General features: G+C 68.8%; 24 protein-coding genes. 12 read left to right on the top strand and 12 right to left on the bottom strand.

Annotation, left to right across the window (positions count from 1 at the left end; all coding sequences use genetic code 11):
• Positions 1-8: 8 nt before the first annotated feature.
• The gene (locus tag AC1Q9M_RS04245) at positions 9-938 is read right to left on the bottom strand and encodes an SdiA-regulated domain-containing protein (protein ID WP_492432566.1); all 930 of its coding nucleotides are present in this window, start codon (positions 936-938) and stop codon (positions 9-11) included.
• 72 nt (positions 939-1,010) lie between these two features.
• Here AC1Q9M_RS04245 and AC1Q9M_RS04240 point away from each other — a divergent pair, with 72 nt between their 5' ends.
• A complete protein-coding gene (locus tag AC1Q9M_RS04240; protein ID WP_444688618.1) occupies positions 1,011-1,430 on the top strand; it encodes a VOC family protein in 420 nt (139 codons plus the stop codon).
• Positions 1,431-1,454: 24 nt separating this feature from the next.
• Here the strand turns inward: AC1Q9M_RS04240 and AC1Q9M_RS04235 are convergent, their stop codons facing one another.
• Entirely contained in the window at positions 1,455-2,543 is a 1,089-nt protein-coding gene (locus tag AC1Q9M_RS04235; protein ID WP_492432564.1) for an alpha/beta fold hydrolase, read from the bottom strand.
• A gap of 149 nt (positions 2,544-2,692) precedes the next feature.
• Between AC1Q9M_RS04235 and AC1Q9M_RS04230 the strand changes: the two genes are divergently transcribed.
• The gene (locus tag AC1Q9M_RS04230) at positions 2,693-3,670 is read left to right on the top strand and encodes a hypothetical protein (RefSeq protein ID WP_492432562.1); all 978 of its coding nucleotides are present in this window, start codon (positions 2,693-2,695) and stop codon (positions 3,668-3,670) included.
• A gap of 29 nt (positions 3,671-3,699) precedes the next feature.
• Here AC1Q9M_RS04230 and AC1Q9M_RS04225 read toward each other — a convergent pair whose 3' ends face one another.
• From AC1Q9M_RS04225 to dbpA, 3 genes are all read right to left on the bottom strand, one after another.
• Positions 3,700-4,071 carry a hypothetical protein gene (locus AC1Q9M_RS04225; RefSeq protein ID WP_492432560.1) on the bottom strand — a complete coding sequence of 124 codons (372 nt, stop codon included), beginning with the start codon at positions 4,069-4,071 and terminating at the stop codon, positions 3,700-3,702.
• Positions 4,072-4,262: 191 nt separating this feature from the next.
• Entirely contained in the window at positions 4,263-4,967 is a 705-nt protein-coding gene (locus tag AC1Q9M_RS04220) for an SOS response-associated peptidase (protein ID WP_444688622.1), read from the bottom strand.
• Between the two features lie 314 nt (positions 4,968-5,281).
• On the bottom strand, positions 5,282-6,676 hold the full coding sequence (gene dbpA, locus AC1Q9M_RS04215; RefSeq protein ID WP_444688623.1) for an ATP-dependent RNA helicase DbpA: 1,395 nt from the start codon (positions 6,674-6,676) through the stop codon (positions 5,282-5,284).
• A 75-nt stretch (positions 6,677-6,751) separates the two neighbouring features.
• Between dbpA and AC1Q9M_RS04210 the strand changes: the two genes are divergently transcribed.
• Positions 6,752-7,732 (top strand): NAD(P)H-binding protein, encoded by a 981-nt coding sequence (locus AC1Q9M_RS04210; protein ID WP_492432558.1) that lies wholly within the window; start codon positions 6,752-6,754, stop codon positions 7,730-7,732.
• Positions 7,733-7,742: 10 nt separating this feature from the next.
• Here the strand turns inward: AC1Q9M_RS04210 and AC1Q9M_RS04205 are convergent, their stop codons facing one another.
• Positions 7,743-8,588 (bottom strand): ferritin-like domain-containing protein, encoded by an 846-nt coding sequence (locus AC1Q9M_RS04205; RefSeq protein WP_382327071.1) that lies wholly within the window; start codon positions 8,586-8,588, stop codon positions 7,743-7,745.
• 41 nt (positions 8,589-8,629) lie between these two features.
• Between AC1Q9M_RS04205 and AC1Q9M_RS04200 the strand changes: the two genes are divergently transcribed.
• Together AC1Q9M_RS04200 and hslO are read left to right on the top strand one after the other, a co-directional pair.
• Entirely contained in the window at positions 8,630-9,154 is a 525-nt protein-coding gene (locus AC1Q9M_RS04200) for a gamma carbonic anhydrase family protein (protein ID WP_382323850.1), read from the top strand.
• A gap of 50 nt (positions 9,155-9,204) precedes the next feature.
• Positions 9,205-10,182 carry an Hsp33 family molecular chaperone HslO gene (gene hslO, locus AC1Q9M_RS04195; RefSeq protein WP_382159303.1) on the top strand — a complete coding sequence of 326 codons (978 nt, stop codon included), beginning with the start codon at positions 9,205-9,207 and terminating at the stop codon, positions 10,180-10,182.
• A 94-nt stretch (positions 10,183-10,276) separates the two neighbouring features.
• On the opposite strand, the gene AC1Q9M_RS04190 is transcribed toward hslO, so the two are convergent.
• Genes AC1Q9M_RS04190 through pyrG form a run of 5 tightly spaced genes read right to left on the bottom strand, consistent with a single transcriptional unit; the run spans position 10,277 to position 15,124 of the window.
• Complete coding sequence (locus tag AC1Q9M_RS04190) at positions 10,277-10,936, bottom strand: AAA family ATPase (protein WP_492432555.1); 660 nt, start codon at positions 10,934-10,936, stop codon at positions 10,277-10,279.
• A 3-nt stretch (positions 10,937-10,939) separates the two neighbouring features.
• On the bottom strand, positions 10,940-11,224 hold the full coding sequence (locus AC1Q9M_RS04185) for a septum formation initiator family protein (RefSeq protein WP_382159299.1): 285 nt from the start codon (positions 11,222-11,224) through the stop codon (positions 10,940-10,942).
• A gap of 11 nt (positions 11,225-11,235) precedes the next feature.
• A complete protein-coding gene (gene eno, locus AC1Q9M_RS04180) occupies positions 11,236-12,519 on the bottom strand; it encodes a phosphopyruvate hydratase (protein ID WP_444688625.1) in 1,284 nt (427 codons plus the stop codon).
• 51 nt (positions 12,520-12,570) lie between these two features.
• Positions 12,571-13,428, bottom strand: coding sequence for a 3-deoxy-8-phosphooctulonate synthase (kdsA, locus tag AC1Q9M_RS04175; protein WP_492432552.1), 858 nt, complete (start codon positions 13,426-13,428; stop codon positions 12,571-12,573).
• Positions 13,429-13,450: 22 nt separating this feature from the next.
• A complete protein-coding gene (pyrG, locus tag AC1Q9M_RS04170) occupies positions 13,451-15,124 on the bottom strand; it encodes a CTP synthase (RefSeq protein ID WP_382323853.1) in 1,674 nt (557 codons plus the stop codon).
• A 114-nt stretch (positions 15,125-15,238) separates the two neighbouring features.
• On the opposite strand from pyrG, the gene coaBC reads away from it, so the two are divergent.
• The gene (coaBC, locus tag AC1Q9M_RS04165; RefSeq protein WP_492432550.1) at positions 15,239-16,453 is read left to right on the top strand and encodes a bifunctional phosphopantothenoylcysteine decarboxylase/phosphopantothenate--cysteine ligase CoaBC; all 1,215 of its coding nucleotides are present in this window, start codon (positions 15,239-15,241) and stop codon (positions 16,451-16,453) included.
• Positions 16,454-16,464: 11 nt separating this feature from the next.
• Positions 16,465-17,052 (top strand): nitroreductase family protein, encoded by a 588-nt coding sequence (locus AC1Q9M_RS04160; RefSeq protein ID WP_444688627.1) that lies wholly within the window; start codon positions 16,465-16,467, stop codon positions 17,050-17,052.
• 174 nt (positions 17,053-17,226) lie between these two features.
• Here the strand turns inward: AC1Q9M_RS04160 and AC1Q9M_RS04155 are convergent, their stop codons facing one another.
• Entirely contained in the window at positions 17,227-18,336 is a 1,110-nt protein-coding gene (locus AC1Q9M_RS04155) for a substrate-binding domain-containing protein (RefSeq protein WP_492432548.1), read from the bottom strand.
• 123 nt (positions 18,337-18,459) lie between these two features.
• Between AC1Q9M_RS04155 and AC1Q9M_RS04150 the strand changes: the two genes are divergently transcribed.
• The 5 genes from AC1Q9M_RS04150 to AC1Q9M_RS04130 are packed head-to-tail and all read left to right on the top strand — an operon-like array spanning position 18,460 to position 22,637.
• Positions 18,460-19,197, top strand: a complete 738-nt coding sequence (locus AC1Q9M_RS04150) for an ABC transporter permease (protein ID WP_444688629.1) — start codon at positions 18,460-18,462, stop codon at positions 19,195-19,197.
• A complete protein-coding gene (locus AC1Q9M_RS04145) occupies positions 19,194-19,979 on the top strand; it encodes an ATP-binding cassette domain-containing protein (RefSeq protein ID WP_492432546.1) in 786 nt (261 codons plus the stop codon). Before AC1Q9M_RS04150 ends, AC1Q9M_RS04145 begins: the two co-directional genes overlap by 4 nt.
• Before the next feature lie 32 nt (positions 19,980-20,011).
• Entirely contained in the window at positions 20,012-20,794 is a 783-nt protein-coding gene (locus tag AC1Q9M_RS04140) for an ABC transporter substrate-binding protein (RefSeq protein WP_382163670.1), read from the top strand.
• 6 nt (positions 20,795-20,800) lie between these two features.
• A complete protein-coding gene (locus AC1Q9M_RS04135) occupies positions 20,801-21,607 on the top strand; it encodes a molybdate ABC transporter substrate-binding protein (protein ID WP_492432544.1) in 807 nt (268 codons plus the stop codon).
• Complete coding sequence (locus tag AC1Q9M_RS04130) at positions 21,588-22,637, top strand: iron ABC transporter substrate-binding protein (RefSeq protein ID WP_492432542.1); 1,050 nt, start codon at positions 21,588-21,590, stop codon at positions 22,635-22,637. The genes AC1Q9M_RS04135 and AC1Q9M_RS04130 overlap by 20 nt, the downstream gene beginning before the upstream one ends.
• Position 22,638 lies beyond the last annotated feature (1 nt).

The raw sequence follows: 22,638 nt of genomic DNA, 5'->3' as shown, positions 1-22,638 counted from the left end.
GGGCGAGCTTAGCGGCTGGCCGATGGGGTTGGGGTGCGTTCGAAGCGGTAGAACAGGTTGGGTTCGGACAGCACGTAGATCGCGTTGTCGGGGCCGACGGCCAGGCCCTCGGGCTGGGGCACCTTGCGCTGGAGCCCATTAAACCCCCGCCAGAGCGGCAGCATGCTGATGGGCTGACCGTCGGGCGCGTACTCCACCACCAGGGCCGATTCGTCGCTGAGCAGCAGCAGGTGGCCGGTGGGTTCGTGCAGGGTGAGGGACGACAGGTCGCTCATGAACAGCGAGGCCGCGCTGGACGACTTCCATTCGCTGATGTCGATGTTGAAACCGGTGGAGGCATTGAACACGTCCAGCCCGCTGATGACCAGCACGCGCAGGGGCAGCTTTTCCTTCACCACGAACAGGCGGTCCTGCACGCTGTCCCAGGACACTCCCTCGAAGCTGCTGTTGTGCACGCTGTCGATGCGGATGCCCAGGCTGGACTTGCCGGTGACCGAGACGCGCGAGGTCTGTGGCCCGATCTGCACCCAGTACATGCTGTGGCTGTCCTCGTCGGAGATCACGTAGGTGTCGCCCTGGACGTAGGTGATGCCCTCGGGGTCTTTCGCGCCCTCGAGTTCGATGATGCGCAGCAGCCGCCCGTCGGTCGTGAGCTCGGCGATCTGTGGCGGGCGGTTGATCACCGTGAACAGGGTGCCGGTCTCCGAGTTGAAGGTGAGCCCCGAGGCGTTGCGCGACAGGCCTTCGATGGGAGCGCCTTCCACCGCCACCTGGTAGCCCGGCAGCCAGAGGGAGGAACCTTCCCATTGCGCCGCATTGATGGAGGTGCTGAGCCAGTAGTAGCCCAGGGCCAGCACCTTGAAATACCAGATGCACAGGAAACCGATGCCGGCCAGTGCGGTCCAGAGACAGGGTTTGCAGATTTTTACGCGAGCCATCGCACAGAGTTTAGTGGGCGGCCCCGGTAGCATGTCCTCTCCGTTTCACCCTTTCAAGCACAGGAGCGCACCATGGAACTGCACCGAGGCCGCCTGATCGACCACATCCAGCTCGTCGTCAAGGACCTGCCCGCCAGCCAGGCCTTTTACGAAGCCGTTTTCAAGGCGCTGAAGGTGCCGATGAGCGGCAAGGGAGACAACTACTTCTGGGCCGACGAGCTGTTCGTCTCCACCGCCGACAGCGAGGCCGCGGACGGCCAGCTCACCGGCCGGCACCACCTGGCCTTCCAGGCGCAGGACCGGGCCATGGTCGATGCGTTCCACCAGGCCGCGCTGGCCGCCGGTGGCAAGGACCACGGCGCACCGGGCGAGCGCAAGTACCACCCGGGCTACTACGCGGCTTTCGTCATCGACCCGGACGGCAACAACATCGAGGCCGTGTACCACGGCGAAGCCAAGCGCAGCGCGCCTTCGGTGAAGGTCACGTTCTAGCCATCCGGCGCCTTCGGGGCGCGCTCAGGGCGCCCGGTCGCGCACGTGCACGATGGCCTCGGCGCGGGTGCGCACGCCCAGCTTGTCGAAGATGCTCGACACCTGGTTGCGCACCGTCTTCTCGCGCTTGTTCAGGCGCAATGCGATGGCCGCGTTGTCCAGGCCCAGGGCCACCAGGCGCAGCACCTCGCGCTCGGCCGGTGTGAGCGCCGCGTCTTCAACGCCTTCATCGGTGCCGGCCGGCGCGGTGCCGAGGAAGCCGCGCAGTTCGAGCAGGAAGCCGGCCCACGCCGGCTCGGTGTCCAGCAGCACGTGGTTGTCGCTCTCCAGCGGCACGAAACGCGCGCCCGGGATCAGCGCCGCCAGCCGCAGCCCTTCGGTGAAGGGCACGCGCGCGTCGCCCCGCGCGTGCAGCACCAGGGTGGGCACCTGCAGCTGGCGCGCCAGCTCGGTCACGTCGACGCGGTGGAAGGCGTCGAGCGTGCGCGCGGCGTTCTCGGGGCTGGCGGTCAGGCGTTCGAGCTCGTTCCACCACTGGTGCTGCGCTGGTGTGCCGCCGGGGATGAACTGGTTGGTGAACACCTGGCGGAAGGCCGCGTTGTCGCGCCCCCAGCCCAGGCGGATCAGGTTGACCAGGGTCTCGGCTTCGAGCCGCTCGGCGTCGCTGGTGGCGCGTTGCAGCGCGCCGCGCGCGTAGGCGCCGTGCAGCACCAGGTGCGAGACCTTGTCGGGGTGGCGCACCGCGTAGGCCACGGCCACCGCGCCGCCTTGCGACATGCCGATCAGCGGAAAGCGGCGCAGGCCCAGGCTGTCCACCACGGCTTCGAGGTCGCCCACCCAGGCGTCGAGCGAGAAGTCGGCCACCACGCTGTCGGACAGGCCGCAACCGCGCTGGTCGTAGCGGATGTAGTGGTGGTCGCGCCCGAGTTCGGCCAGCCAGGGCCGCCACACAGGGCTGTGCAGGTCGTGCTCGACGTGGCTCAGCCAGTGCGCGGCGCGCAGCAGGGGCGGCCCGCTGCCGAGCGAGGCGATGGCGATGCGCGTGCCGTCGGCCGCGGTGCAGAAGCGCAGGCTCTGGCGCAGGTTCGGGGGCGGGCGCTGGGCAGCGGGCATGCGCCATTCTCTCGCCGCCTGGGCCGTCTGTCCCAGGCTTCGGCCCCCGCGCCGGCAGAAACGGGACAAGCGCCTCATGCGCCCGCGCGTGCGCTCGGGAATCCTTGCGGTCACGTCGACAGGACGGATGCCCACCGAAAGGACCCACCATGCAAACCCATGCCACCACCCTGGACACCCCGCGCTACGCCAAGACCATCGAAGTTTCCAAACGCGTGCGCTGGGACATCGACCGCGACGTGATCCGCGGCCGCCGCTTCGACCTGGCCCACACCTTTCTGCCCGACGGGCTGTCGCTGGCCGACGAGCTGACTTTCCTGAGCCCGTCCGAGCACCGCTTCCTGAGCCAGGTGCAGGGCCGCACCTACGCCCACATGTTCGGCCTGGTCGAGCGCTTCATCGGCGCGAAGATGCTGGAGCAGAGCCGCGACCACTGGCTGGGCGACCAGACCGCCCTGGAAGCCATCGTGCGCTTCACCGACGAGGAGCTGAAGCACCAGGAGCTGTTCCGCCGCATCGAGCAGCTCGTGGCCGAGCGCATGCCGGCGGGCTACCGCTTCGACGTGTCGCCCAACGACGTGGCCAGCTTCGTGCTGGGCAAATGCACCTGGGCCGTGCTGGCGCTGACCTGCCACATCGAGCTGTTCTCCCAGGCGCACTACCGCGCCAGCATCGAGGGCGCCACGGACCTCTCGCCGCTGTTCAAGGACGTGTTCCTGTTCCACTGGCGGGAAGAGTCCCAGCACGCCATCATCGACGAGCTGGAGTGGGCGCGCGAAGACGCCCGGTTGAGCGAGGCCGAGCGCGACGCGGCGGTGGACGACCTGATCGCGCTGGTCGGCGGCGTCGACGGCATCCTGCAGATGCAGGCCGCTGCCGATGCGGCCTACTTCCTCGCCGTCACCGGCATCGCTGGCGACGGCGATCGCGCCGAGGCGGTGAAGGCCACGGTGCTGAAGGCCTACCGCTGGCAATACATCGTCTCGGGCGCGCTGGAGCCGCGCTTCCAGAAGCTGCTGGGTGAGCACGTCAACGCGGCGCAGATGGCGCGCATCCAGGCCGCGCTGGCACCGTTGAGTGGTGCGGTGCCGGCGCGCGCAGATGCTCGAGGCCGTTTACCACAGTGAGGCCAAGCGCGGCGCGCCGTCGTTGAGGGTCACGTTCTAGACGTGCGGCCCGTGCGGCGGCGGCACTGAATCGCCATCAGCGCCAGCTCCGCGCCCAGATCACCGAGTTCGGCGATCAGCCAGCCCAGTGCCTCAATGGCGTCCGAGTCCACCGAGCCGTCCTCGATCTGCGGCGCCGACGTGGCCAGCAGCTGGCCGATGGCGCCGATGCCCATGTGCAGCGCGCTGGCCATGCATGCCGCGTTCTGCCCAGCCGCAGCGACGATTGCCTGGTCCGAGTTGGCGTAGTCGACGGTGCCTTGCCCGTCCGTGTGAAGGCGGGGCAACTGGCGAAGCAGATCGCGCATGGGGCGAACGGTTGCGTTGATGTCGGTCCGCGCGGTTGTGTGGTCTTCGGGCAAGGAGGCCTTCTTTCGCATGCCGGAAAGTGTGGCCCGGCTGGGTTCGCCAGTCCATAGACGTTGAATCTATATCGCCGATCCGTGCCTCGGGGCCTGATGCCCTGATCGCGCCGCTCAGTCCTCCAGCACGCGAACCTTCACGCTCTTGCCCTTGATGAGTCGCCGGCCAAGCTCTTCACACGCTGCGCTGATCAAGCGGCCGAGGGCTTCTTCTCGATGGGGTTGGCGGTGAGCCCCTCGGCCGGATACGCCCGCATGAATTCGCGCGCTTTCTCCGGGTGGGCCGCGCTCAGCCAGGCGCCATACGAACCTTCGTTCAAGATCGCCAACATGCGCTTTTCGCTGCCCGGTTGCCCGTAACGGTGCATCAGCGCGTGGCTGTTGGCGTTCACCGTGAGCAGGCAGAAACTGACGATCACCTCGCCGTCCGCACCGGTCCAGCGTTCCCACAGACCAGCCACGCCCATGGGTTTGCCGTCCACCCGCGCGACACGCGTGGGCACGGCCTTGCCGCTGCGCAAGTCGTCTTCCTGAAACGCCATCATGGGCACGATGCAACGCTGCGCACCCAGCCAGGCGCCGCGAAAGTTGTTGGACGTGCTCGCGGTCTCCGAGCGTGCGTTGACCAGCTTGGTCGAACGCAGTTTGGCGTCGGAAGCGGATTTCACCCAGGGCGGGACCAGGCCGAACTGCCCCACGACGAGCTCGTGCTCGATCACGCCTGGGTACGGATGTTCGGCCCCTTCGACCGAAGGCGGTGCCGGTTGGTTGCGGATGAACACGCCGGGGCGGCGGGGCCACACCTGGCGACCCACCGCGGTGTCGCTGGGCGCGTCGACGTCAAAAATATCCCGGTACAGGTGGTCGGGACGCAGGCATTCGTATTGGGAGCTCATGGCGAGGATGGTAGGCCAAGCGCTTCGGCGCTTTTTCGGTGTACGCGGGTGATGAGGCCCCGCTGGTGGTCCACGACCCACAAAAGCAGCTGACAGGCGCTACATCCTGCAAGAGAGGCCTGACCACTGGCTCGGGCGGACGGTTTCGCCGCCCGCTGAGATGTTCAGCGAATGTGTTGCATCGACCGGTTGAATCCGCTGCCCAAAGCAGACCTACTCAGAGCGAGCGGAAGCGCACGGTCAGCTATCGACGTTGCTCGCGCCAGAACGAAAGCATTGACTCCAGACTTTTCTGCGCTCGGCCTGGCGCCATGTCAGTCCTCCAGCACGCGAACCTTCACACCCTTGCCCTTGATGCGCCCGGCGTTGAGCCGGCTGGCGGCCTGCTGGGCGATGTCGCGGTTCACCGCGACGTAGGTGGACCACTCGTTCACGTTGATCTTGCCCACCTGCTCGCGGGTGTAGCCCAGGTCGGCGGTGAGCGCGCCCAGCACGTCGCCGGGGCGGATCTTCTCCTTGCGCCCGCCCTGGATGTGCAGCGTGACCATGGGCGGCACCAGCGGGTCCTTGCTGGCGGGCTGAAGCTCGCTCAGCGGGTGCCATGAAGATTCGCGGCCTTGCAGGTGTTCGATCTTGCCGACGCTGCCCATCTCGTCGAGGCTGGCGAGGTTTAGGGCCAGGCCGCTTTCGCCCGCGCGGCCGGTGCGGCCGATGCGGTGAATGTGCACCTCGGGGTCGGGTGTCACGTCCACGTTGATCACGGCGGCCAGGCTGGCAATGTCCAGCCCGCGCGCGGCCACGTCGGTGGCCACCAGCACGGAGCAACTGCGGTTGGCGAAGCGCACCAGCACCTGGTCGCGCTCGCGCTGCTCCAGTTCGCCGAACAGCGCCAGCGCGCTGATGCCCTGGGCCTGCAGCACGGCCACGAGGTCGCGGCACTGCGCCTTGGTGTTGCAGAAGGCGAGCGTGCTGGCCGGGCGGAAGTGGAAGAGCAGTTTGCCCACCGCGTCGAGCCGCTCGTTCTCGGTCACTTCGTACCAGCGCTGCTCGATCTGCGCGCCCGCATGCTGGGCTTCCACCTTCACGGTGAGCGGCTCGCGCATGAACTGCGCGCTGAGCTTGGCGATGCCTTCGGGGTAGGTGGCGGAAAACAGCAGGGTCTGGCGCGCCTTGGGGCATTGTTTGGCGACGGTCACGATGTCGTCGAAGAAGCCCATGTCGAGCATGCGGTCGGCTTCGTCCAGCACCAGGGTGTTGAGCGCGTCGAGCTGCAGGCTGCCGCGCTCCAGGTGGTCCATGATGCGGCCGGGCGTGCCGACCACGATGTGCGCGCCGTGCTCCAGCGTGGCGAGCTGCCCGCGCAGCGGCACGCCGCCGCAGAGGGTGACGACCTTGATGTTGTCTTCGGCGCGCGCGAGGCGGCGGATTTCGGTGGTCACCTGGTCGGCCAGCTCGCGCGTGGGGCACAGCACCAGGGTCTGCACCGCGAAGCGGCGCGGGTTGAGGTTGGCCAGCAGGGTGAGGGCGAAGGCGGCGGTCTTGCCGCTGCCGGTCTTGGCCTGGGCGATGAGGTCCTTGCCGAGCAGGGCGGGTGGCAGGGCGGCGGCCTGGATGGGCGTCATGGCCGTGTAGCCCAGCTGCTCCAGGTTGGCGAGCATGGCGGGGGAGAGCGGCAGGGCGCTGAAGGCGGTCGAGGGTGCGGAAGTCATCCCGAATTATCCGGGATCGCCCCGTAGAATCCGCCGCACCACCGGCCGCACCGGCGCCGGCAGGGAGTGAATCGCATGTTTCTGGAGCAAGGGCGCACCACCAGCGCCGATTCCCCGGTGGCGCCGGGCGCGCCACCGCGTGTCCTGGTGTTGGGGGCCAATGGCTTCATCGGCCGCCATGTGGTGCAGGCCTTGCTCGCCCAGGGCATGGCGGTGGTGGGGGTGCGCCGCGCGGCCCCTGCAACGGGCGCTGGCGAGTCCGGGGGCGTCACCTGGAAGCACCTGCAACTGCACACGCTGCGGGAGCCCGGCGCCTGGCGCGAGCACCTGCAAGGCATGGACGTCGTCATCAACTGCGTGGGCATCCTGCGCCAGCGGGTGGGCGAGCGCTACGAGGAGGTGCACCACCTCATGCCCAAGGCGCTGGCCGCCGCGTGCGCGGCCTCGGGCGTGCGCCTGATCCACACCTCCGCGCTGGGTCTGCACGAAGGGGCGAAGAGCCGCTTCCTGTCGAGCAAGCTCAAAGGCGAGCAGGCCATCCAGGCCAGCGGCGCGGACCACTGCATCGTGCGCCCTTCGCTGATCGACGGCTTGGGCGGCTTTGGCGCCAGCTGGCTGCGCATGCTGGCGAGCTGGCCGGTGCATTTCGTGCCGCGCGGCGCCACTGGCCGCATCGCCGCGCTGCAGGCGACCGACCTGGGCGAGGCCTATGCCGTGTTGGCGCGCCTGCCCACGCTGGCCCAGCAGCGCGAGGCCAACCTGGGCGGTGAACGCCTGTTCGCCTACCGGCATTACCTGCAGGTGTTGCGCGGCGTGGAGCATGCCGAGCAACCGGTGAAACCGGCGCTGCAGGTCCTGCTGCCGGACTGGGTGAGCCGCATGGGCGCCCACCTGTGCGATGTGTTCCGCTTCAGCCCGTTCAGCTATGGCCACTGGATCCTGCTGCAGCGCGACAACATGCCGGTGCCCAATGCGCTGCCGCAGCTGCTGGGCCGCGCGCCTGCGCCGGTGACGCACCGGCGCACCGCCCTGCGGGACGACTTCCGCCTCTCTTGATTGACGCCTGTCAGGGGCCGAGCAGCGCGTCCAGCTCGGGCCGGCTGAACCCGGCCGCCAGCCGCGCCGCGTCGTTGAAGGGCGGCTTCAGGCGCGGCGCCGAATGCTCGCGCGCCAGGCGGCGGTAGTGGCCCAGGGGCTCGATGCCCTGTTGCGCGCACAGCCAGCCGTACCAGCGGTTGCCCACCGCCACGTGGCCGATCTCGTCGCGCAGGATCACGTCCAGGATCTCCACCGCGCGCAGCGCGGCCGGTGTGCCCACCTTGCGCAGGCGCGCCTGCATGGGCGGCGTGGCGTCCAGGCCCCGGGCTTCCAGGGTGCGGGGCACCAGCGCCATGCGGGCGGTCACGTCGCCCTGGGTCCGCACGCACATCTCCCACAGGCTGCCATGCGCCGCGAATTCACCGTAGTGGTGACCTAGGCTCTGCAGGTGGGTCTGCAGCAGGCTGAAATGGATGGCCTCTTCGTGCGCCACGCGCAGCCAGTCGGTGTAGAAATCGGGTGGCATGCCGGGGAAGCGCCACACCGCGTCGAGCGCGAGGTTGATCGCGTTGAACTCGATGTGGGTCACGGCGTGCAGCAGCATGGCCAGGCCCGGTGGCGTGAAGGGCGAGCGCTGGGGCACGTCCACGGGGGGCAGCAGCACGGGCTGCTCAGGGCGGCCGGGCAGGGAGGCACCCAGGGCTGGTGTGAGGTGCTCGGTGATGTCCAGCACGGTCTGGCCGGCCTGCCAGGCCTCGAACAGCGCATGGGTGGCTGCCACCTTGAGGCCGGGGTCGGTGAGGCACAGGGCGTTCAGGGCCTGCGCGCGCAGGGAGACCGGGGACGGTGGCGACAGGGGCGCGGGGGCTTGCATCCCTACAATTCTAGGTTTCAGGAACGACGGAGACTTCCCCCATGGCGATTTACGAACTCGATGGTGTCGCACCCCGCATGGCCGACTCGGCCTGGGTGGCCGACAGCGCGCAGGTGATGGGCAACGTGGTGCTGGGCGAGAACAGCAGCGTGTGGTTCGGGGCGGTGCTGCGGGGCGACACCGAGACCATCACGCTCGGCGAGGGCAGCAACATCCAGGACGGCAGCGTGATGCACGCCGACGTGGGTTTCCCGCTGAGCGTGGGCAAGCACGTGACCGTGGGCCACCAGGTGATGCTGCACGGCTGCACCATCGGCGACGAATCGCTCATCGGCATTGGTGCCACGGTGCTCAACGGCGCGAAGATCGGCAGAAACTGCCTGGTGGGCGCGGGTTCGCTGGTCACCGAGGGCAAGGAATTCCCCGATGGCAGCATGATCATCGGCAGCCCGGCGAAGGTGGTGAAGTCGCTCACGCCGGAGCAGATCGAGGGCCTGCGCCGCAGCGCCGGGCATTACATCGAGAACGCCGCGCGCTACCGCCAGGGCTTGAAAAAGATCGCCTGACCCCGACCTGTTCCCCTTCGATTTTTTTGACTTGTCCCTGAAAGCCCCGCGTGTCCGAACTCCACAAATTCGTCTTTGAAGGCCTGCCGGTGCGCGGCATGCTCGTGCGCCTGACCGACGCATGGCAGGAAATCCTGCAGCGCCACCGCGACGCCGGGGGCTACCCCGCAGCGGTCACCGAGCTGCTGGGCGAGATGACGGCGGCGGCCACGCTGATGCAGGCCAACATCAAGTTCAACGGCGCGCTGATCATGCAGATCATGGGCGACGGGCCGGTGAAGCTGGCCGTGGCCGAGGTGCAGCCCGACCTGAGCCTGCGCGCCACCGCCACCGTGGTGGGCGAGGTGGCGGCCGATGCGCCGCTGTCGCACATGGTCAACGTCACCAACCAGGGCCGCTGCGCCATCACGCTCGACCCCAAGGACCGCCTGCCGGGCCAGCAGCCCTACCAGGGCGTGGTGCCGCTGTTCGGCGACCGGCGCGAGAAGCTCGAAAAGCTCAGCGAGGTGATCGAGCACTACATGCTGCAGAGCGAGCAGCTCGACACGCGCTTGGTGCTCGCGGCCGACGACAAGATGGCCGCCGGCCTGCTGATCCAGCGCTTGCCGCTGCAGGGGGTGGACAACCTCGCGGGTCAGTCGGGCGCGCGCGACGAGGACCAGATCGGCGTGAACGAGGACTACAACCGCATCGCGATCCTGGCGTCCAGCCTCAAGCGCGAGGAGCTGCTGAGCCTGGACGCCGACACCATCCTGCGCCGCCTGTTCTGGGAAGAGGACGTGCGCCGCTTCGAACCGCTCACCGGCGAGCAGGGCCCGCGTTTTGCCTGCACCTGCTCGCGCGAGCGCGTGGGCAGCATGCTGCGCAGCCTGGGGCGCGACGAGGTGGAATCCATCCTCGCGGAGCAGGGGCAGGTGGAGGTGGGTTGCGAGTTCTGCGGCGCCCAGTACCGCTTCGATCCGGTGGACGCCGCTCAAGTCTTCCTGCAACCGGCCCAGCAAGCGCCGGCCAGCGACCAGAAACATTGACCCCCCCGCAGCGCTGCGCGCTACCCCCCCAGGGGGCAACACCTGCGGCCTGGCAAAGCCAGTTCCGCGGTGTTCTGGCCTGGGAACTCCCCCTCTAAGCGTTGCGTGACAGCAGGCCGGTGAACAGCCGGTGCTCGCAGTCGGGGTCGCTGCAGTTGTCGCATGACCAGGGCCGCAGGCCGTTGGCGAGGGCGGGGTCTTCCTTCACCAGCGGCCGGCCCAGCGCCGTGCCCACGGCGCGCAGGGCTTGTTGCAGGCGCGCGTCGCCTTGCCCGTAAACCGTCTGGAAGGCGATGCCCGCGCCCTGCAACTCGCGGCGCAGCAGGCTGTCGGTGGCGTCGCGCACGGCCGGGCTGTCGCGGAACAGGCCGTCGGGCGTCCAGGGCAGGTCCAGGCCCATGAGCAGGGTGAGGTCGCAGGTCCGCTGTGCGGCGAGCGAGGGCGCGAGCAGGGTGTCGTCCTGGAAGTAGAGCGCGCTGTAGGCCGCGACCATCAGGGCCGTGGTGTCGGCGATCACCAGGTCCACACCGGGTGCGTGCTTCGCGCGGTCGATGAGCCGCGTCTGCTCGTCCGCGATGGCGGCCTGCTCGTGGGCGTGGGGGGCACGGCCACGCGCCTCGCACCAGGCGCGCAGGTGCTCGGGCACGCAGACCGCGCGCAGACCGTGGATGTCGTTGAGGTGGCGTTCGAGCGCCTGGGCCAGCGTTGACTTGCCGCTGGATTCGCCGCCGAGCAGCGCGACGCAGACCGCCATCGATCAGCGCTTGTTCTGCGCGATCTGCACGAAGATTTCGTTGGGCTTGACCATGCCCAATTCTTGGCGGGCGAGTTCCTCGACCATGTCCAGGCCCTGCTGCAGGTCGCGCACTTCGCTGAGCAACTGGTCGTTGCGCAACTGGGCCTCGCGGTTGGTCTGCTCCTGCGTGGCCAGGTGCTGCTTCATGCTCGCCACCTGGGTCACGCTGCCCCGCCCGAACCAGAGCTGCGCGTGCACGATGAAGAGCAGCGCGATCAGCAGGGCGGGGATGAAGCGGCGGGCCATGAAGCCGAAGCTTACTTCAGGTTGTAGAAGGCGTCGCGGCCGGGGTACACGGCCACATCACCCAGGTCTTCCTCGATGCGCAGCAGCTGGTTGTACTTGGCCATGCGGTCCGAGCGCGAGAGCGAACCGGTCTTGATCTGACCGGCGTTGGTGCCCACGGCGATGTCGGCGATGGTGCTGTCCTCGGTCTCGCCCGAGCGGTGGCTGATCACGGCGGTGTAGCCGGCGCGCTTGGCCATCTCGATGGCGGCGAAGGTCTCGGTCAGCGTGCCGATCTGGTTGATCTTGATCAGGATCGAGTTGGCGATGTCCTTCTCGATGCCTTCCTTGAGGATCTTGGTGTTGGTGACGAACAGGTCGTCGCCCACCAGCTGCACCTTGGCGCCCAGGCGTTCGGTGAGCACCTTCCAGCCGTCCCAGTCGCCTTCGGCCATGCCGTCTTCGATGCTGATGATGGGGTACTTGTCGACCCAGGTGGCCAGCATGTTGGTCCAGTCCTCGGCGCTGAGCACCAGGCCTTCGGCCTCCAGGTGGTATTGGCCGTCCTTGTAGAACTCGCTCGCGGCGCAGTCCAGGCCCAGGGCGATCTGCTCGCCGGCGGTGTAGCCGGCGTTGCCGATGGCCTCCAGGATCATCTGGATCGCGGCTTCGTGGTTGGCCACGTTGGGGGCAAAGCCGCCTTCGTCGCCCACGGCGATGCTCATGCCCTTGTCGTGGATGATCTTCTTGAGCGCGTGGAACACCTCGGCACCCCAGCGGACAGCCTCGCGGAAGCTCGGCGCGCCCACGGGAATGATCATCAGTTCCTGCAGGTCCAGGTTGTTGTTGGCGTGCGCGCCGCCGTTGACCACGTTCATCATGGGCACGGGCATCTGCACCGCGCTCATGCCGCCGAAATAGCGATACAGCGGCAGGCCGGCCTCTTCGGCGGCGGCGCGGGCCACGGCCATCGAGACGGCCAGCATGGCGTTGGCGCCCAGGCGGCCCTTGTTGTCGGTGCCGTCGAGGTCGATCAGGGTCTTGTCCAGGAAGGCCTGCTCGGAGGCGTCCAGGCCCAGCACGGCTTCGCTGATCTCGGTGTTGATGTTCTCCACCGCCTTGAGCACGCCCTTGCCGAGGTAGCGGCTCTTGTCACCGTCGCGCAGCTCGATGGCTTCGCGGCTGCCGGTGGAGGCGCCCGAGGGCACGGCCGCGCGGCCCATCACGCCGCTTTCCAGCAGCACGTCGCATTCGACGGTGGGGTTGCCGCGGCTGTCCAGGATTTCGCGGCCAACGATGTCAACGATTGCACTCATGGATTCACTACCTTTGGGTCAGAGACAGAAAGAAGAAGAAAGAAGGGGAAATCAGGTGTTGAAACGGTCTTCGAGGAAACCGTTCTTCTTGGTCACGGTGTCGAGCGCGAGCAGGGTTTCCAGCAGCGCCTTCATGTGCTTGAGCGGCACGGCGTTGGGCCCGTCGCTCAGGGCCTTGGCCGGGTCGGGGTGGGTTTCCATGAACAGGCCGGCCACGCCCACGGCGACCGCCGCGCGCGCAAGCACCGGCACCATCTCGCGCTGGCCGCCGCTGCTGGTGCCTTGCCCGCCGGGCAACTGCACGCTGTGCGTGGCGTCGAACACCACCGGCGCACCGGTCTCGCGCATGATGGCCAGGCCGCGCATGTCGGAGACGAGGTTGTTGTAGCCGAAGCTCGCGCCACGCTCGCAGGCCATGAAGCTGTCTTCGTCGAGGCCGGCTTCCTTCGCGGCCGCGCGCGCCTTGTCGATCACGTTCTTCATGTCGTGCGGCGCGAGGAACTGGCCCTTCTTGATGTTCACCGGCTTGCCGCTCTGCGCCACCGCGCGGATGAAATCGGTCTGGCGGCACAGGAAGGCCGGGGTCTGCAGCACGTCGCAGACCTTGGCCGCATCGGCGATGTCGTCCTCGCTGTGCACATCGGTGAGCACCGGCACGCCGAGCTCGCGCTTGACCTTGGCCAGGATCTCCAGGCCCTTGTCGCGGCCCGGGCCGCGGTAGCTGGTTCCGCTGCTGCGGTTGGCCTTGTCGAAGCTGCTCTTGAAGATGAAGGGCACGCCCAGGCTGGCCGTGATCTCCTTGAGCTGGCCCGCCACGTCCATCTGCAACTGCTCGGACTCGATCACGCAGGGCCCGGCGATCAGGAAGAAGGGCCGGTCCAGGCCGATGTCGAAGTCGCAGAGTTTCATGGGGTGCCTCTCCGTGGGGTGCTCAGGCCGCGACCGGGGTTTGGGTGCTCGTCTGGCCCTGGTGGACCAGCGCCGCCTTCACGTAGGCGTTGAACAGCGGGTGGCCGTCCCACGGGGTGGACTTGAACTCGGGGTGGAACTGCACGCCCACGTACCAGGGGTGCACCTTCTGCGGCAGCTCGACCATTTCGGTGAGCTGCTCGCGCTGGGTCAGCGCCGCGATCACCAGGCCGGCCGCGCGCAGCTGGTCCAGGTAGTTCACGTTGGCTTCGTAGCGGTGGCGGTGGCGCTCGGTGACCACCGGGCCGTAGATCTGGTGGGCCAGGGTGTCGGGGGCCACGTCGGAGCTTTGCGAGCCCAGGCGCATGGTGCCGCCCAGGTCGGAGCTGGCGCTGCGCTGCTGGATGCTGCCGTCGGCGTCCTTCCACTCGGTGATCAGGGCGATCACGGGGTGCGGCGTGTCGGGTTCGAACTCGGTGCTGTTGGCGTTCTTGAGGCCGGCGACGTGGCGCGCGTACTCGATGGTGGCGACCTGCATGCCCAGGCAGATGCCGAGGTAGGGCACCTTCTGCTCGCGCGCATAGCGGGCCGCGCAGATCTTGCCTTCGATGCCGCGCTTGCCGAAGCCGCCGGGCACCAGGATGGCGTCGAACGCGCCCAGCGTCTTGGCGACGTTGGCCGGCGAGATGGTTTCCGAATCGATGTAGTCGATCTGCACCTTGGCGTGGTTCTTCATGCCGGCGTGGCGCAGCGCCTCGTTGAGCGACTTGTAGCTGTCCGACAGGTCGACGTACTTGCCGACCATGGCGATCTTCACGATGTGTTTCGGGTGCTCGACCTCGTGCACCAGGTCGTCCCAGCGCTGGAGCTTGGCCGGGGGCGTGTTGATGCGCAGTTTGTCGCAGATCAGGCCGTCCAGGCCCTGCTCGTGCAGCATGCGCGGCACCTTGTAGATGGTGTCCACGTCCCACATGGAGATCACGCCCCATTCGGGCACGTTGGAGAACAGCGAGATCTTGGCGCGCTCGTCGTCGGGAATGCGGCGGTCGGCGCGGCACAGCAGCGCATCGGCCTGGATGCCGATGGCGCGCAGTTCCTTGGCGGTGTGCTGCGTGGGCTTGGTCTTGAGCTCGCCGGCGGCGGCGATCCAGGGCACGTAGCTCAGGTGCACGAAGGCCGAGTTGTTCGGGCCCAGGCGCAGGCTCATCTGGCGCACGGCCTCCAGGAAGGGCAGGGACTCAATGTCGCCCACGGTGCCACCGATCTCGACGATGGCCACGTCCACCGCGTCGGGCGTGCCGATGCCCGCGCCGCGCTGGATGAACTCCTGGATTTCGTTGGTGACGTGCGGGATCACCTGCACCGTCTTGCCGAGGTAGTCGCCCCGGCGTTCCTTCTCCAGCACCGACTGGTAGATCTTGCCGGTGGTGAAGTTGTTGGTCTTCTTCATGCGCGTTTCGATGAAACGCTCATAGTGGCCCAGGTCCAGGTCGGTCTCGGCGCCGTCGTCGGTGACGAAGACCTCGCCGTGCTGGAAGGGGGACATGGTGCCCGGATCCACGTTGATGTACGGGTCGAGCTTGATGAGGGTGACTTTGAGGCCGCGGGACTCGAGGAGAGCGGCCAGTGATGCGGAGGCAATGCCCTTGCCCAGGGAGGACACCACACCGCCGGTGACGAACACAAATTTGGTCATGTCTCGGGCGAGCCGGTTGCTCGCAGGAGGTGGAAATGGCGATTATAAAGGCCGCCTCTTCCCGGGCTATCCATGGGGTCTGTCGGGGCAGACCCGAACTGCTACATTGCGCGCATGAACGACCTCGCCGGAAAACACATCGTGCTGGGCCTCTCCGGGGGCATCGCCTGTTACAAAGCCGCCGAACTCTGCCGGGCGCTGGTCAAGGAGGGCGCGACGGTGCAGGTCGTCATGACCGAGGCGGCCGAACAGTTCACCACCGCGGTGACCATGCAGGCGCTGTCGGGCCGGCCGGTGTTCACCTCGCAGTGGGACGCGCGCCCGGGCAACAACATGGCCCACATCAACCTCAGCCGCGAGGCCGACGCCATCATGGTGGCGCCCGCGAGCGCGGACTTCATGGCCAAGCTGGTGCATGGCCGGGCCGACGACCTGCTCAGCCTGATGTGCCTGGCGCGGCCGATCGATCGGGTGCCGCTGATCCTGGCGCCGGCCATGAACCGCGAGATGTGGGCCCACCCGGCGACCCAGCGCAACGTCAAGCAGCTGCGCGCCGACGGCGCCACCGTGCTGGACGTGGGCGCGGGCGAGCAGGCCTGCGGTGAAACGGGCGATGGCCGCATGCTGGAGCCTGACGAGCTGCTCTACGACCTCACCCGCTTCTTCCAGCCCAAGCCGCTGGCCGGCCAGCACGTGCTGGTGAGCGCCGGCCCGACTTTTGAAGCCATCGACCCGGTGCGGGGCCTGACCAACCTCTCCAGCGGCAAGATGGGGTTCGCCATCGCGCGCGCCGCCCACGAGGCGGGCGCCCAGGTCACGCTGGTGGCCGGCCCGGTGGGGCTGCCCACGCCGCGAGGCGTGGGGCGGGTGAACGTGAAGTCGGCGCTGAACATGCAGAAAAGCCTGGACCTGCTGGTGCCCGGCGCCACGGTCTTCGTCTCCGCGGCGGCCGTGGCCGACTGGCGCCCCGCGACATCGGCGGAACACAAGATCAAGAAGGACGGCTCGGGCGAGGTGCCCACGCTGTCGTTCGTCGAGAACCCGGACATCCTGGCCGCCATCGCGGCCTCGCCACGCGCGAAGAGCGGCGAGCTTTATTGCGTGGGCTTCGCCGCCGAAAGCCACGACCTGGAAGAGCACGCCCAGGCCAAGCGCAAGCGCAAGGGCGTGCCGCTGCTGGTGGGCAACATCGGCCCGGCCACCTTCGGCCAGGACGACAACGCGCTGCTGCTGGTGGACGAGCGCGGCATGAAAGAGCTGCTCCGCGCGCCCAAATTGGTGCTGGCGCGCCAACTGGTGGCCGAGATCGCGCGCCGCCTGTCGTCCTAGGCTGGGTGGCCATGCGATCGATGGATGCGTCGGCGGGCGATGCGTTGCTGGCGGGCTTGCTGGGCCGCTTCTCGGTGGGCGCCAAGCACCTGGAAGAGCCCGCCCCTTCCCTGGAAGCGCTGCACCGCATGACCGAGGCCGCTCTGCGCGCGCCTGATCACGCCGGTCTGGTGCCGTTCCGCTTCGCGGCGGTGCGGGGCGACGCGCGCGAGCGCCTGGCCGACCTGTTCGAGCAGGCCGCTGTTCTGGCCGGGAAAAACCCGGCAGAGGCGTCGCTGGACCGTGGCCGTGCGCTGAATGCCCCGCTGCTGGTGGCGGTGATCGCGCGCATCGACCCTGGCCACCCGGTGGCCACGCCGCACGAACAGTGGATGACCGTGGGGGGCGCGCTCACCAACTTCCTCAACGCCGCGCACGCGCTGGGCTACGGCGGCAAGATGCTCTCAGGTGCCAAGGTGCGCGCCGCACCGGTGGTGGCCGCGTTCTGCGAGCCGGGGGAGCAGCTGGTGGGCTGGGTGGTGCTGGGCACGCCGCGCAAGGCGGGTTCGCCCAAGTTCAGCAAGCCCGATGCGGCCGAGGTGATGCGGGACTGGCCGTAGCCGGCGAAAAGCGATCCGGCGCCGGGCCGCCCCAAGCCGGATCAGCCCCCTCGGGGGCAGCGACCCGCGCAGCGGTGGAGCGTGGGGGCTACGATCCTGCGCCGGGCCGCCCCAAGCCGGATCAGCCCCCTCGGGGGGCAGCGACCCGCGCAGCGGTGGAGCGTGGGGGCTCTTTCAGTCCCACCAGGGCAAGAGGCGCTTCATCGCCGCGACCTCACCGCAGTGGTCGGTGGCATAACCGGGCAGGGCGTTCAGCCGCTCCTGCCAGGCGCGGCTGCGCAGGCTTTTGAGCAGGCGCTGCATGGCGGGCTGCTCCAGCGCGCTCTTGAGGCACACCAGCAGGTAGCGCTCCTCGGTCAGGGGCACGAAGTCCAGGCCCCGAGAGCGCGCGGCGTACTCGGTGCCCAGGCCCACGTCCGCGCTGCCGCTGGCCACCGCCTGGGCCACGGCCGCGTGCGAGCTTTCCACGTTGTGGTAGCCCACGATGTCCATGGGCAGCAACGTGGCCTGGGCCAGGAGCTCGTCGAGCAGCAGGCGCGTGCCGGTGCCGATGGCGCGGTTCACGAAGCGCGCCTGCAGGCGCGAGACGTCGGCAATGTCGCGCAGGCGCAGCGGGTTGTCCGGCGCCACCATCAGGCCCTGTGAGCGGCGCGCGAAACCGATGATCTTGTGCAGGCCGGGCTTGAGCAGGGGCCGGTAGGCGCGCGCGCTCAGGCTGCCAGCGGCGGCGAAGGGCTGGGTGTGGAAGCCCGCGAGCTCGCAGCGCCCTTCGTTGAGCGCGCGGATCGCGTCCACGCTGCCGCAGAAGCGGATGTCCAGGTGCAGGGGCGGCGCGGCGTTGCCCGCCTGATGCTGCAGCTCGGTGAGCGCGTGGTCGTGGCTGGCGTAGAGCGTGAGCACGTCGGCCGCACTGGCGTGCTGGCCTTCGTCGAAGGCCATGGCGAAGGCGCGCTCCAGCTCGGCGCGCAGGCTCTCCATCTGCGGGCCCAGGCGCGCCTGGGCGAGCCGCTCGGCCATCAGCAGGCGTTCGCCAAAAGGCGTGAGGCGCGCGGCCTGCCCGCGTTCCCAGAAGATCAGCGCCTGCCCCAGGCTGGCTTCCCAGTCCTTCAACTGGCCCCACACGTGGCGGTACGAGAGGCCCAGCTCGCGCGCCGCGCCCGAGATCGAGCCGCTGCTGCGCACGGCGTGCAGCACGTCCATCATGGGATTGCGCAGCTGCACGGGATGGGACGAGCGCTCCGGCGTCGGTGACGTCAGTGTGTAGGAGAGCTCGATTTTTCGCATGGACGCCGAGTTTGCACCAAACCAAGGGCGGGTCCGGCGAGCGGGCGCCCTATGCATTGAATTTCATACCGCGTCATTACGTACTCTCGATTCAGGAGCACACCCGTAAGCTCGGCCGAACATATGAACACATTTTCAGACAGCCTGGCCACGGCGCTGCGGCTGATTCTTTCGGGCGACCCGGGCCTGTGGGCGGTGGTGATGCGCTCCCTGGCGGTCAGTGCCACGGCCTGCCTGCTGGCCTGCGGGCTGGGCCTGGTGCTGGGCGCCTGGCTCGCGGCCGCGCGCTTCCCTGGCCGGGGCGCGGTGCTCACCGTGCTCAACACCTTCCTGGCCATCCCCTCGGTGGTGGTCGGCCTGGTCATCTACCTGCTGCTCTCGCGTTCGGGGCCGCTGGGTTTCCTGGGCTGGCTGTTCAGCTTCCAGGCCATGGTGCTGGCGCAGACGGTGCTGGTGCTGCCGCTGGTGACCGCGCTCACGCGCCAGGTGGTGGAAGACGCCGACCGCAGCCATGGCGAGCAGCTCGCCTCGCTGGGCGCCGGTGCCGCTTTCCGAAGCCTGCTGCTGGCCTGGGACGAGCGCTACGCGCTGCTCACTGTGCTGCTGACCGCCTTCGGCCGTGCCGTGTCCGAGGTGGGCGCGGTGATGATCGTGGGCGGCAACATCGAAGGTTTCACGCGCGTCATGACCACGGCCATCGCGCTCGAGACCAGCAAGGGCGACCTGCCGCTGGCGCTGGGCCTGGGCGTGGTGCTGCTGCTGGTGGTGCTCCTGCTCAACGCCCTCGTGTCGCTGCTGAGCCGCTGGCGCGAGCGCGCCGACGGCGCGGCCAGCGCCGCGCCGGCCTTGGTGGCGGCATGAGCGGCTTGCCCGTGACCGCGCGCCGCGCCGTGGCGCCTGCCCCCTGTTTCGAGCTGCGCGGCGTGCAGGTGCACCTGGGCCCGGCCGCGCGCCTGCAGGCCTTGACGGACGTGTTTCTGCGCATCGAAGAGGGCGAGCGCGTGGCGCTGGTCGGCGCCAACGGCAGCGGCAAGAGCACGCTGCTGCGCACCCTGCACGGGCTGCAGCGCCCCAGCGCGGGCGAGTTGCACATGCCCGCGCACCAGCGCGTGGCCATGCTGTTCCAGCGGCCGCACATGCTGCGCATGAGCGCGCGGCGCAACATCCAGCTCGGTCTGTGGCTGCAGGGCGTGCCCGCGCGCCAGACGCGCGCGCTGGCCCTGCAGGCGCTGGAGCGCGTGGAGATGGGCCACCTGGCCGAGCGCAACGGGCGCGCACTCTCCGGCGGCCAGCAGCAGCGCCTGGCGCTCGCGCGGGCCTGGGCGTTGCGCCCGGCCGTGTGGCTGCTCGACGAGCCCACCGCCAGCCTGGACCCGCACGCCAAGCGCGAGGTGGAGGCGCTGATCGCCGAGTTCACCACCGCCGGCCAGCGCGACGTGGCCGGCCAACCCACGGGCAAACCCACCACGCTGGTCTTCAGCAGCCACAACCTCGGCCAGGTCAAGCGCCTGGCCAGCCGCGTCGTGTATCTGGAAAAGGGCCGCCTGCTGGCGGACCTGCCCGTGACCGATTTTTTCAACCACGATCTCCTGCGGTCCCTGTGCCCGCAGGCCCATTTGTTTGTCCAAGGAGAAAGCCTGTGAAAACCACCTTCCGCCACCTCACCCTCACCGCCGTGCTGGGCACCGCCGGCCTGCTGGCCAGCGCCGGTGCGCTCGCCCAGAGCATCGTGGTGGCCTCCACCACCTCCACCGAGCAGTCGGGCCTGTTCTCCTTCCTGCTGCCGGAGTTCAAGAAGGCCAGCGGCATCGACGTGAAGGTGGTCGCGCTCGGCACCGGGCAGGCGATCGACATGGCGCGCCGGGGCGATGCCGACGTGCTGTTCGTGCACGACAAGGTGGCCGAAGAGAAGTTCGTCGCCGACGGCTTCTCGGCCAAGCGCCAGGAGGTCATGTACAACGACTTCGTGCTGATCGGCCCCAAGGCCGACCCCGCGAAGACCAAGGGCGACGACATCGTGGCCGCGCTGAAGAAGATCGCCAGCACCAACACCGAGTTCATCTCGCGCGGCGACAAGAGTGGTACGCACGCGGCCGAGCTGCGCTTCTGGAAGATGACCGACACCGACGCCAACAAGGGCAGCGGCTACAAGGAATGCGGCTGCGGCATGGGCCCGGCGCTCAACATCGGCGCCAGCAGCGGGGGCTATGTGCTGTCCGACCGCGGCACCTGGCTCAACTTCAAGAACCGCGCCGACCTCGCGGTGCTGGTGGAGGGCGACAAGCGCCTGTTCAACCAGTACGGCGTGATGCTGGTGAGCGCGGCCAAGCACCCGCAGGTGAAGACGGCCGAAGGCCAGAAGTTCGTGGACTGGGTCACCGGCCCGGCCGGTCAGGCGGCCATCGCCAGCTACAAGATCGGCGGCGAGCAGCTCTTTTTCCCCAACGCGGCGAAGTGAAGCGTGATGCACCGCGCCAGCCTGACGGCCGTTGCCCTGGCCACGCTGATCGGTTGTGCCTCGCCTGAGGTGGCGCCGATGAAAGAACCCCTTCAGGTCTACGCCGCCGGCAGCCTGCGCGAGGTGCTCACCGAGATCGCGCGCGATCACGAGATGCGCACCGGGCAGAAGATTGCGTTGACGTTCGGCGCCTCCGGCTTGCTGCGCGAACGCATCGAGAAAGGCGAGGGCGCGATGGTGTTTGCCTCGGCGGATACCCAGCATCCCCAACGCCTGGCCGCCGCGGGAGGCTGGGCGCCGCACACCGTGTTCGTTCGCAACAGCCTGTGCGCACTGACGCAGGCGAACGTGAACGCCACGCCGCAGACCTTGCTGGCCACCATGCTCAACCCGGCGGTGAAGCTGGGCACGTCCACGCCCAAGGCCGATCCGTCGGGCGACTATGCGTGGGAGTTGTTCCGCAAGGCCGACCAGGTGCGCGCTGGCGCCTACGCGGCGCTCGACGCCAAGGCCCTCAAGCTCACCGGCGGCCCGGATTCGCCCAAGCCGCCTGCCGGCCAGGGCACGTACGCCTGGGTGATGGACCAGGGCCAGGCCGATGTGTTCCTGACGTACTGCACCAACGCCGTGGCGTCGCAGAAGGAAGTCCCGCGCCTGAAGGTGGTGCCAGTGCCGGTGGAATTGCAGGTGGGGGCGTCGTATGGTCTCACGGTGCGACAAGGGGCTCCCGCGCAGGCCGAGGCCTTCGCCAAGGCCCTGTTGGCGCCGCCCGCGCAAGCCACGTTCGCGCGTTATGGCTTTGGAAAACCCTGAACATGCCCACCCGCGCCGGCGCGATCTGCTGATCGCCGCCGGCCTGGGCGCCTGCCTGCCGGCGGGGGCACAGGCCACGCGCAGCGTGGTCGACGGCGCCAACCGGCGCGTCAACGTGCCGGCGCGGGTGCAGCGCATCTTCCCGGCCGGTCCGCCGGCGGCCATCTGGCTCTACACGCTCGCGCCCGATGCGCTCATCGGCTGGCCGCGCGCCAACCGCGGCCCCGAGCTCGAGTTCCTGCTGCCCGGCATCGGCAACCGGCCCGAGGTGGGGCGGCTCACCGGGCGCGGCAACACCACCAACCTTGAACAGCTGCTGGCGAGCAAGCCCGACCTGATCGTGGACGCCGGCTCCACGCGCCAGACCTTCGTCGAACTCGCCGACCGCATGCAGGCGCAGACCGGCATTCCCTACGCGCTGCTCGACGGCCGGCTGGAGGCCACGGCGCAGGGCTACACCCTGCTGGGCGAACTCACCGGGCGCACCGAGCGCGCGGCGCGGCTGGCCCGCTACACCGCCGATACCTTGCGCACGGTGCGCGAGCGCGTGGCGCGCGCGACCGCACCACCCCGCGTGTACTACGCGCGCGGCCCCGAGGGGCTGGAGACCGGCCTGGGTGGATCCATCAACGTCGAGATGTTCGAGGCCATGGGCATCCGCCACGTGGCCGCCGGCCTGCAAGGGGGCCTGGCCACGGTGTCGATCGAACAGGTGCTGGCCTGGGACCCCGAGGTGATCGTCACCATCGACCAGAGCTTCGCGCAGACCGTGCACAACAACCCGCTGTGGCGCGGCGTGAGCGCGGTGAAAAACGCTCGCGTGCACCTCTCGCCCAAGCTGCCCTTCGGCTGGATCGACTTCCCGCCCAGCGTGAACCGCCTGCCGGGCCTGTGGTGGCTGGGCAGCAAGGTGTTTCCCGCGCTGTTCCCCGAAGACCTGGGCGCGATCACGCGCGAGTTCTACCAGCTGTTCTACCAGGTCGAGTTGACGCCAGCGCAGGTGCAGCGCGTGCTCGCCGGCCGGGACTGAA

Source organism: Hydrogenophaga sp. GW823-FHT04C09 (assembly GCF_058796355.1).
The sequence above is the reverse complement of the archived record's forward strand: the minus strand, read 5'-3'. Positions and strand labels throughout refer to the sequence as shown.

Bases quoted from the DNA above. Each gene is read 5' to 3' on its own strand.
- AC1Q9M_RS04245 (WP_492432566.1), bottom strand. From the start codon at position 938: ATGGCTCGCGTAAAAATCTGCAAACCCTGTCTCTGGACCGCACTGGCC.
- AC1Q9M_RS04240 (WP_444688618.1), top strand. From the start codon at position 1,011: ATGGAACTGCACCGAGGCCGCCTGATCGACCACATCCAGCTCGTCGTC.
- AC1Q9M_RS04235 (WP_492432564.1), bottom strand. From the start codon at position 2,543: ATGCCCGCTGCCCAGCGCCCGCCCCCGAACCTGCGCCAGAGCCTGCGC.
- AC1Q9M_RS04230 (WP_492432562.1), top strand. From the start codon at position 2,693: ATGCAAACCCATGCCACCACCCTGGACACCCCGCGCTACGCCAAGACC.
- AC1Q9M_RS04220 (WP_444688622.1), bottom strand. From the start codon at position 4,967: ATGAGCTCCCAATACGAATGCCTGCGTCCCGACCACCTGTACCGGGAT.
- dbpA (WP_444688623.1), bottom strand. From the start codon at position 6,676: ATGACTTCCGCACCCTCGACCGCCTTCAGCGCCCTGCCGCTCTCCCCC.
- AC1Q9M_RS04210 (WP_492432558.1), top strand. From the start codon at position 6,752: ATGTTTCTGGAGCAAGGGCGCACCACCAGCGCCGATTCCCCGGTGGCG.
- AC1Q9M_RS04205 (WP_382327071.1), bottom strand. From the start codon at position 8,588: ATGCAAGCCCCCGCGCCCCTGTCGCCACCGTCCCCGGTCTCCCTGCGC.
- AC1Q9M_RS04200 (WP_382323850.1), top strand. From the start codon at position 8,630: ATGGCGATTTACGAACTCGATGGTGTCGCACCCCGCATGGCCGACTCG.
- AC1Q9M_RS04190 (WP_492432555.1), bottom strand. From the start codon at position 10,936: ATGGCGGTCTGCGTCGCGCTGCTCGGCGGCGAATCCAGCGGCAAGTCA.
- AC1Q9M_RS04185 (WP_382159299.1), bottom strand. From the start codon at position 11,224: ATGGCCCGCCGCTTCATCCCCGCCCTGCTGATCGCGCTGCTCTTCATC.
- eno (WP_444688625.1), bottom strand. From the start codon at position 12,519: ATGAGTGCAATCGTTGACATCGTTGGCCGCGAAATCCTGGACAGCCGC.
- kdsA (WP_492432552.1), bottom strand. From the start codon at position 13,428: ATGAAACTCTGCGACTTCGACATCGGCCTGGACCGGCCCTTCTTCCTG.
- pyrG (WP_382323853.1), bottom strand. From the start codon at position 15,124: ATGACCAAATTTGTGTTCGTCACCGGCGGTGTGGTGTCCTCCCTGGGC.
- coaBC (WP_492432550.1), top strand. From the start codon at position 15,239: ATGAACGACCTCGCCGGAAAACACATCGTGCTGGGCCTCTCCGGGGGC.
- AC1Q9M_RS04160 (WP_444688627.1), top strand. From the start codon at position 16,465: ATGCGATCGATGGATGCGTCGGCGGGCGATGCGTTGCTGGCGGGCTTG.
- AC1Q9M_RS04155 (WP_492432548.1), bottom strand. From the start codon at position 18,336: ATGCGAAAAATCGAGCTCTCCTACACACTGACGTCACCGACGCCGGAG.
- AC1Q9M_RS04150 (WP_444688629.1), top strand. From the start codon at position 18,460: ATGAACACATTTTCAGACAGCCTGGCCACGGCGCTGCGGCTGATTCTT.
- AC1Q9M_RS04145 (WP_492432546.1), top strand. From the start codon at position 19,194: ATGAGCGGCTTGCCCGTGACCGCGCGCCGCGCCGTGGCGCCTGCCCCC.
- AC1Q9M_RS04135 (WP_492432544.1), top strand. From the start codon at position 20,801: ATGCACCGCGCCAGCCTGACGGCCGTTGCCCTGGCCACGCTGATCGGT.
- AC1Q9M_RS04130 (WP_492432542.1), top strand. From the start codon at position 21,588: ATGGCTTTGGAAAACCCTGAACATGCCCACCCGCGCCGGCGCGATCTG.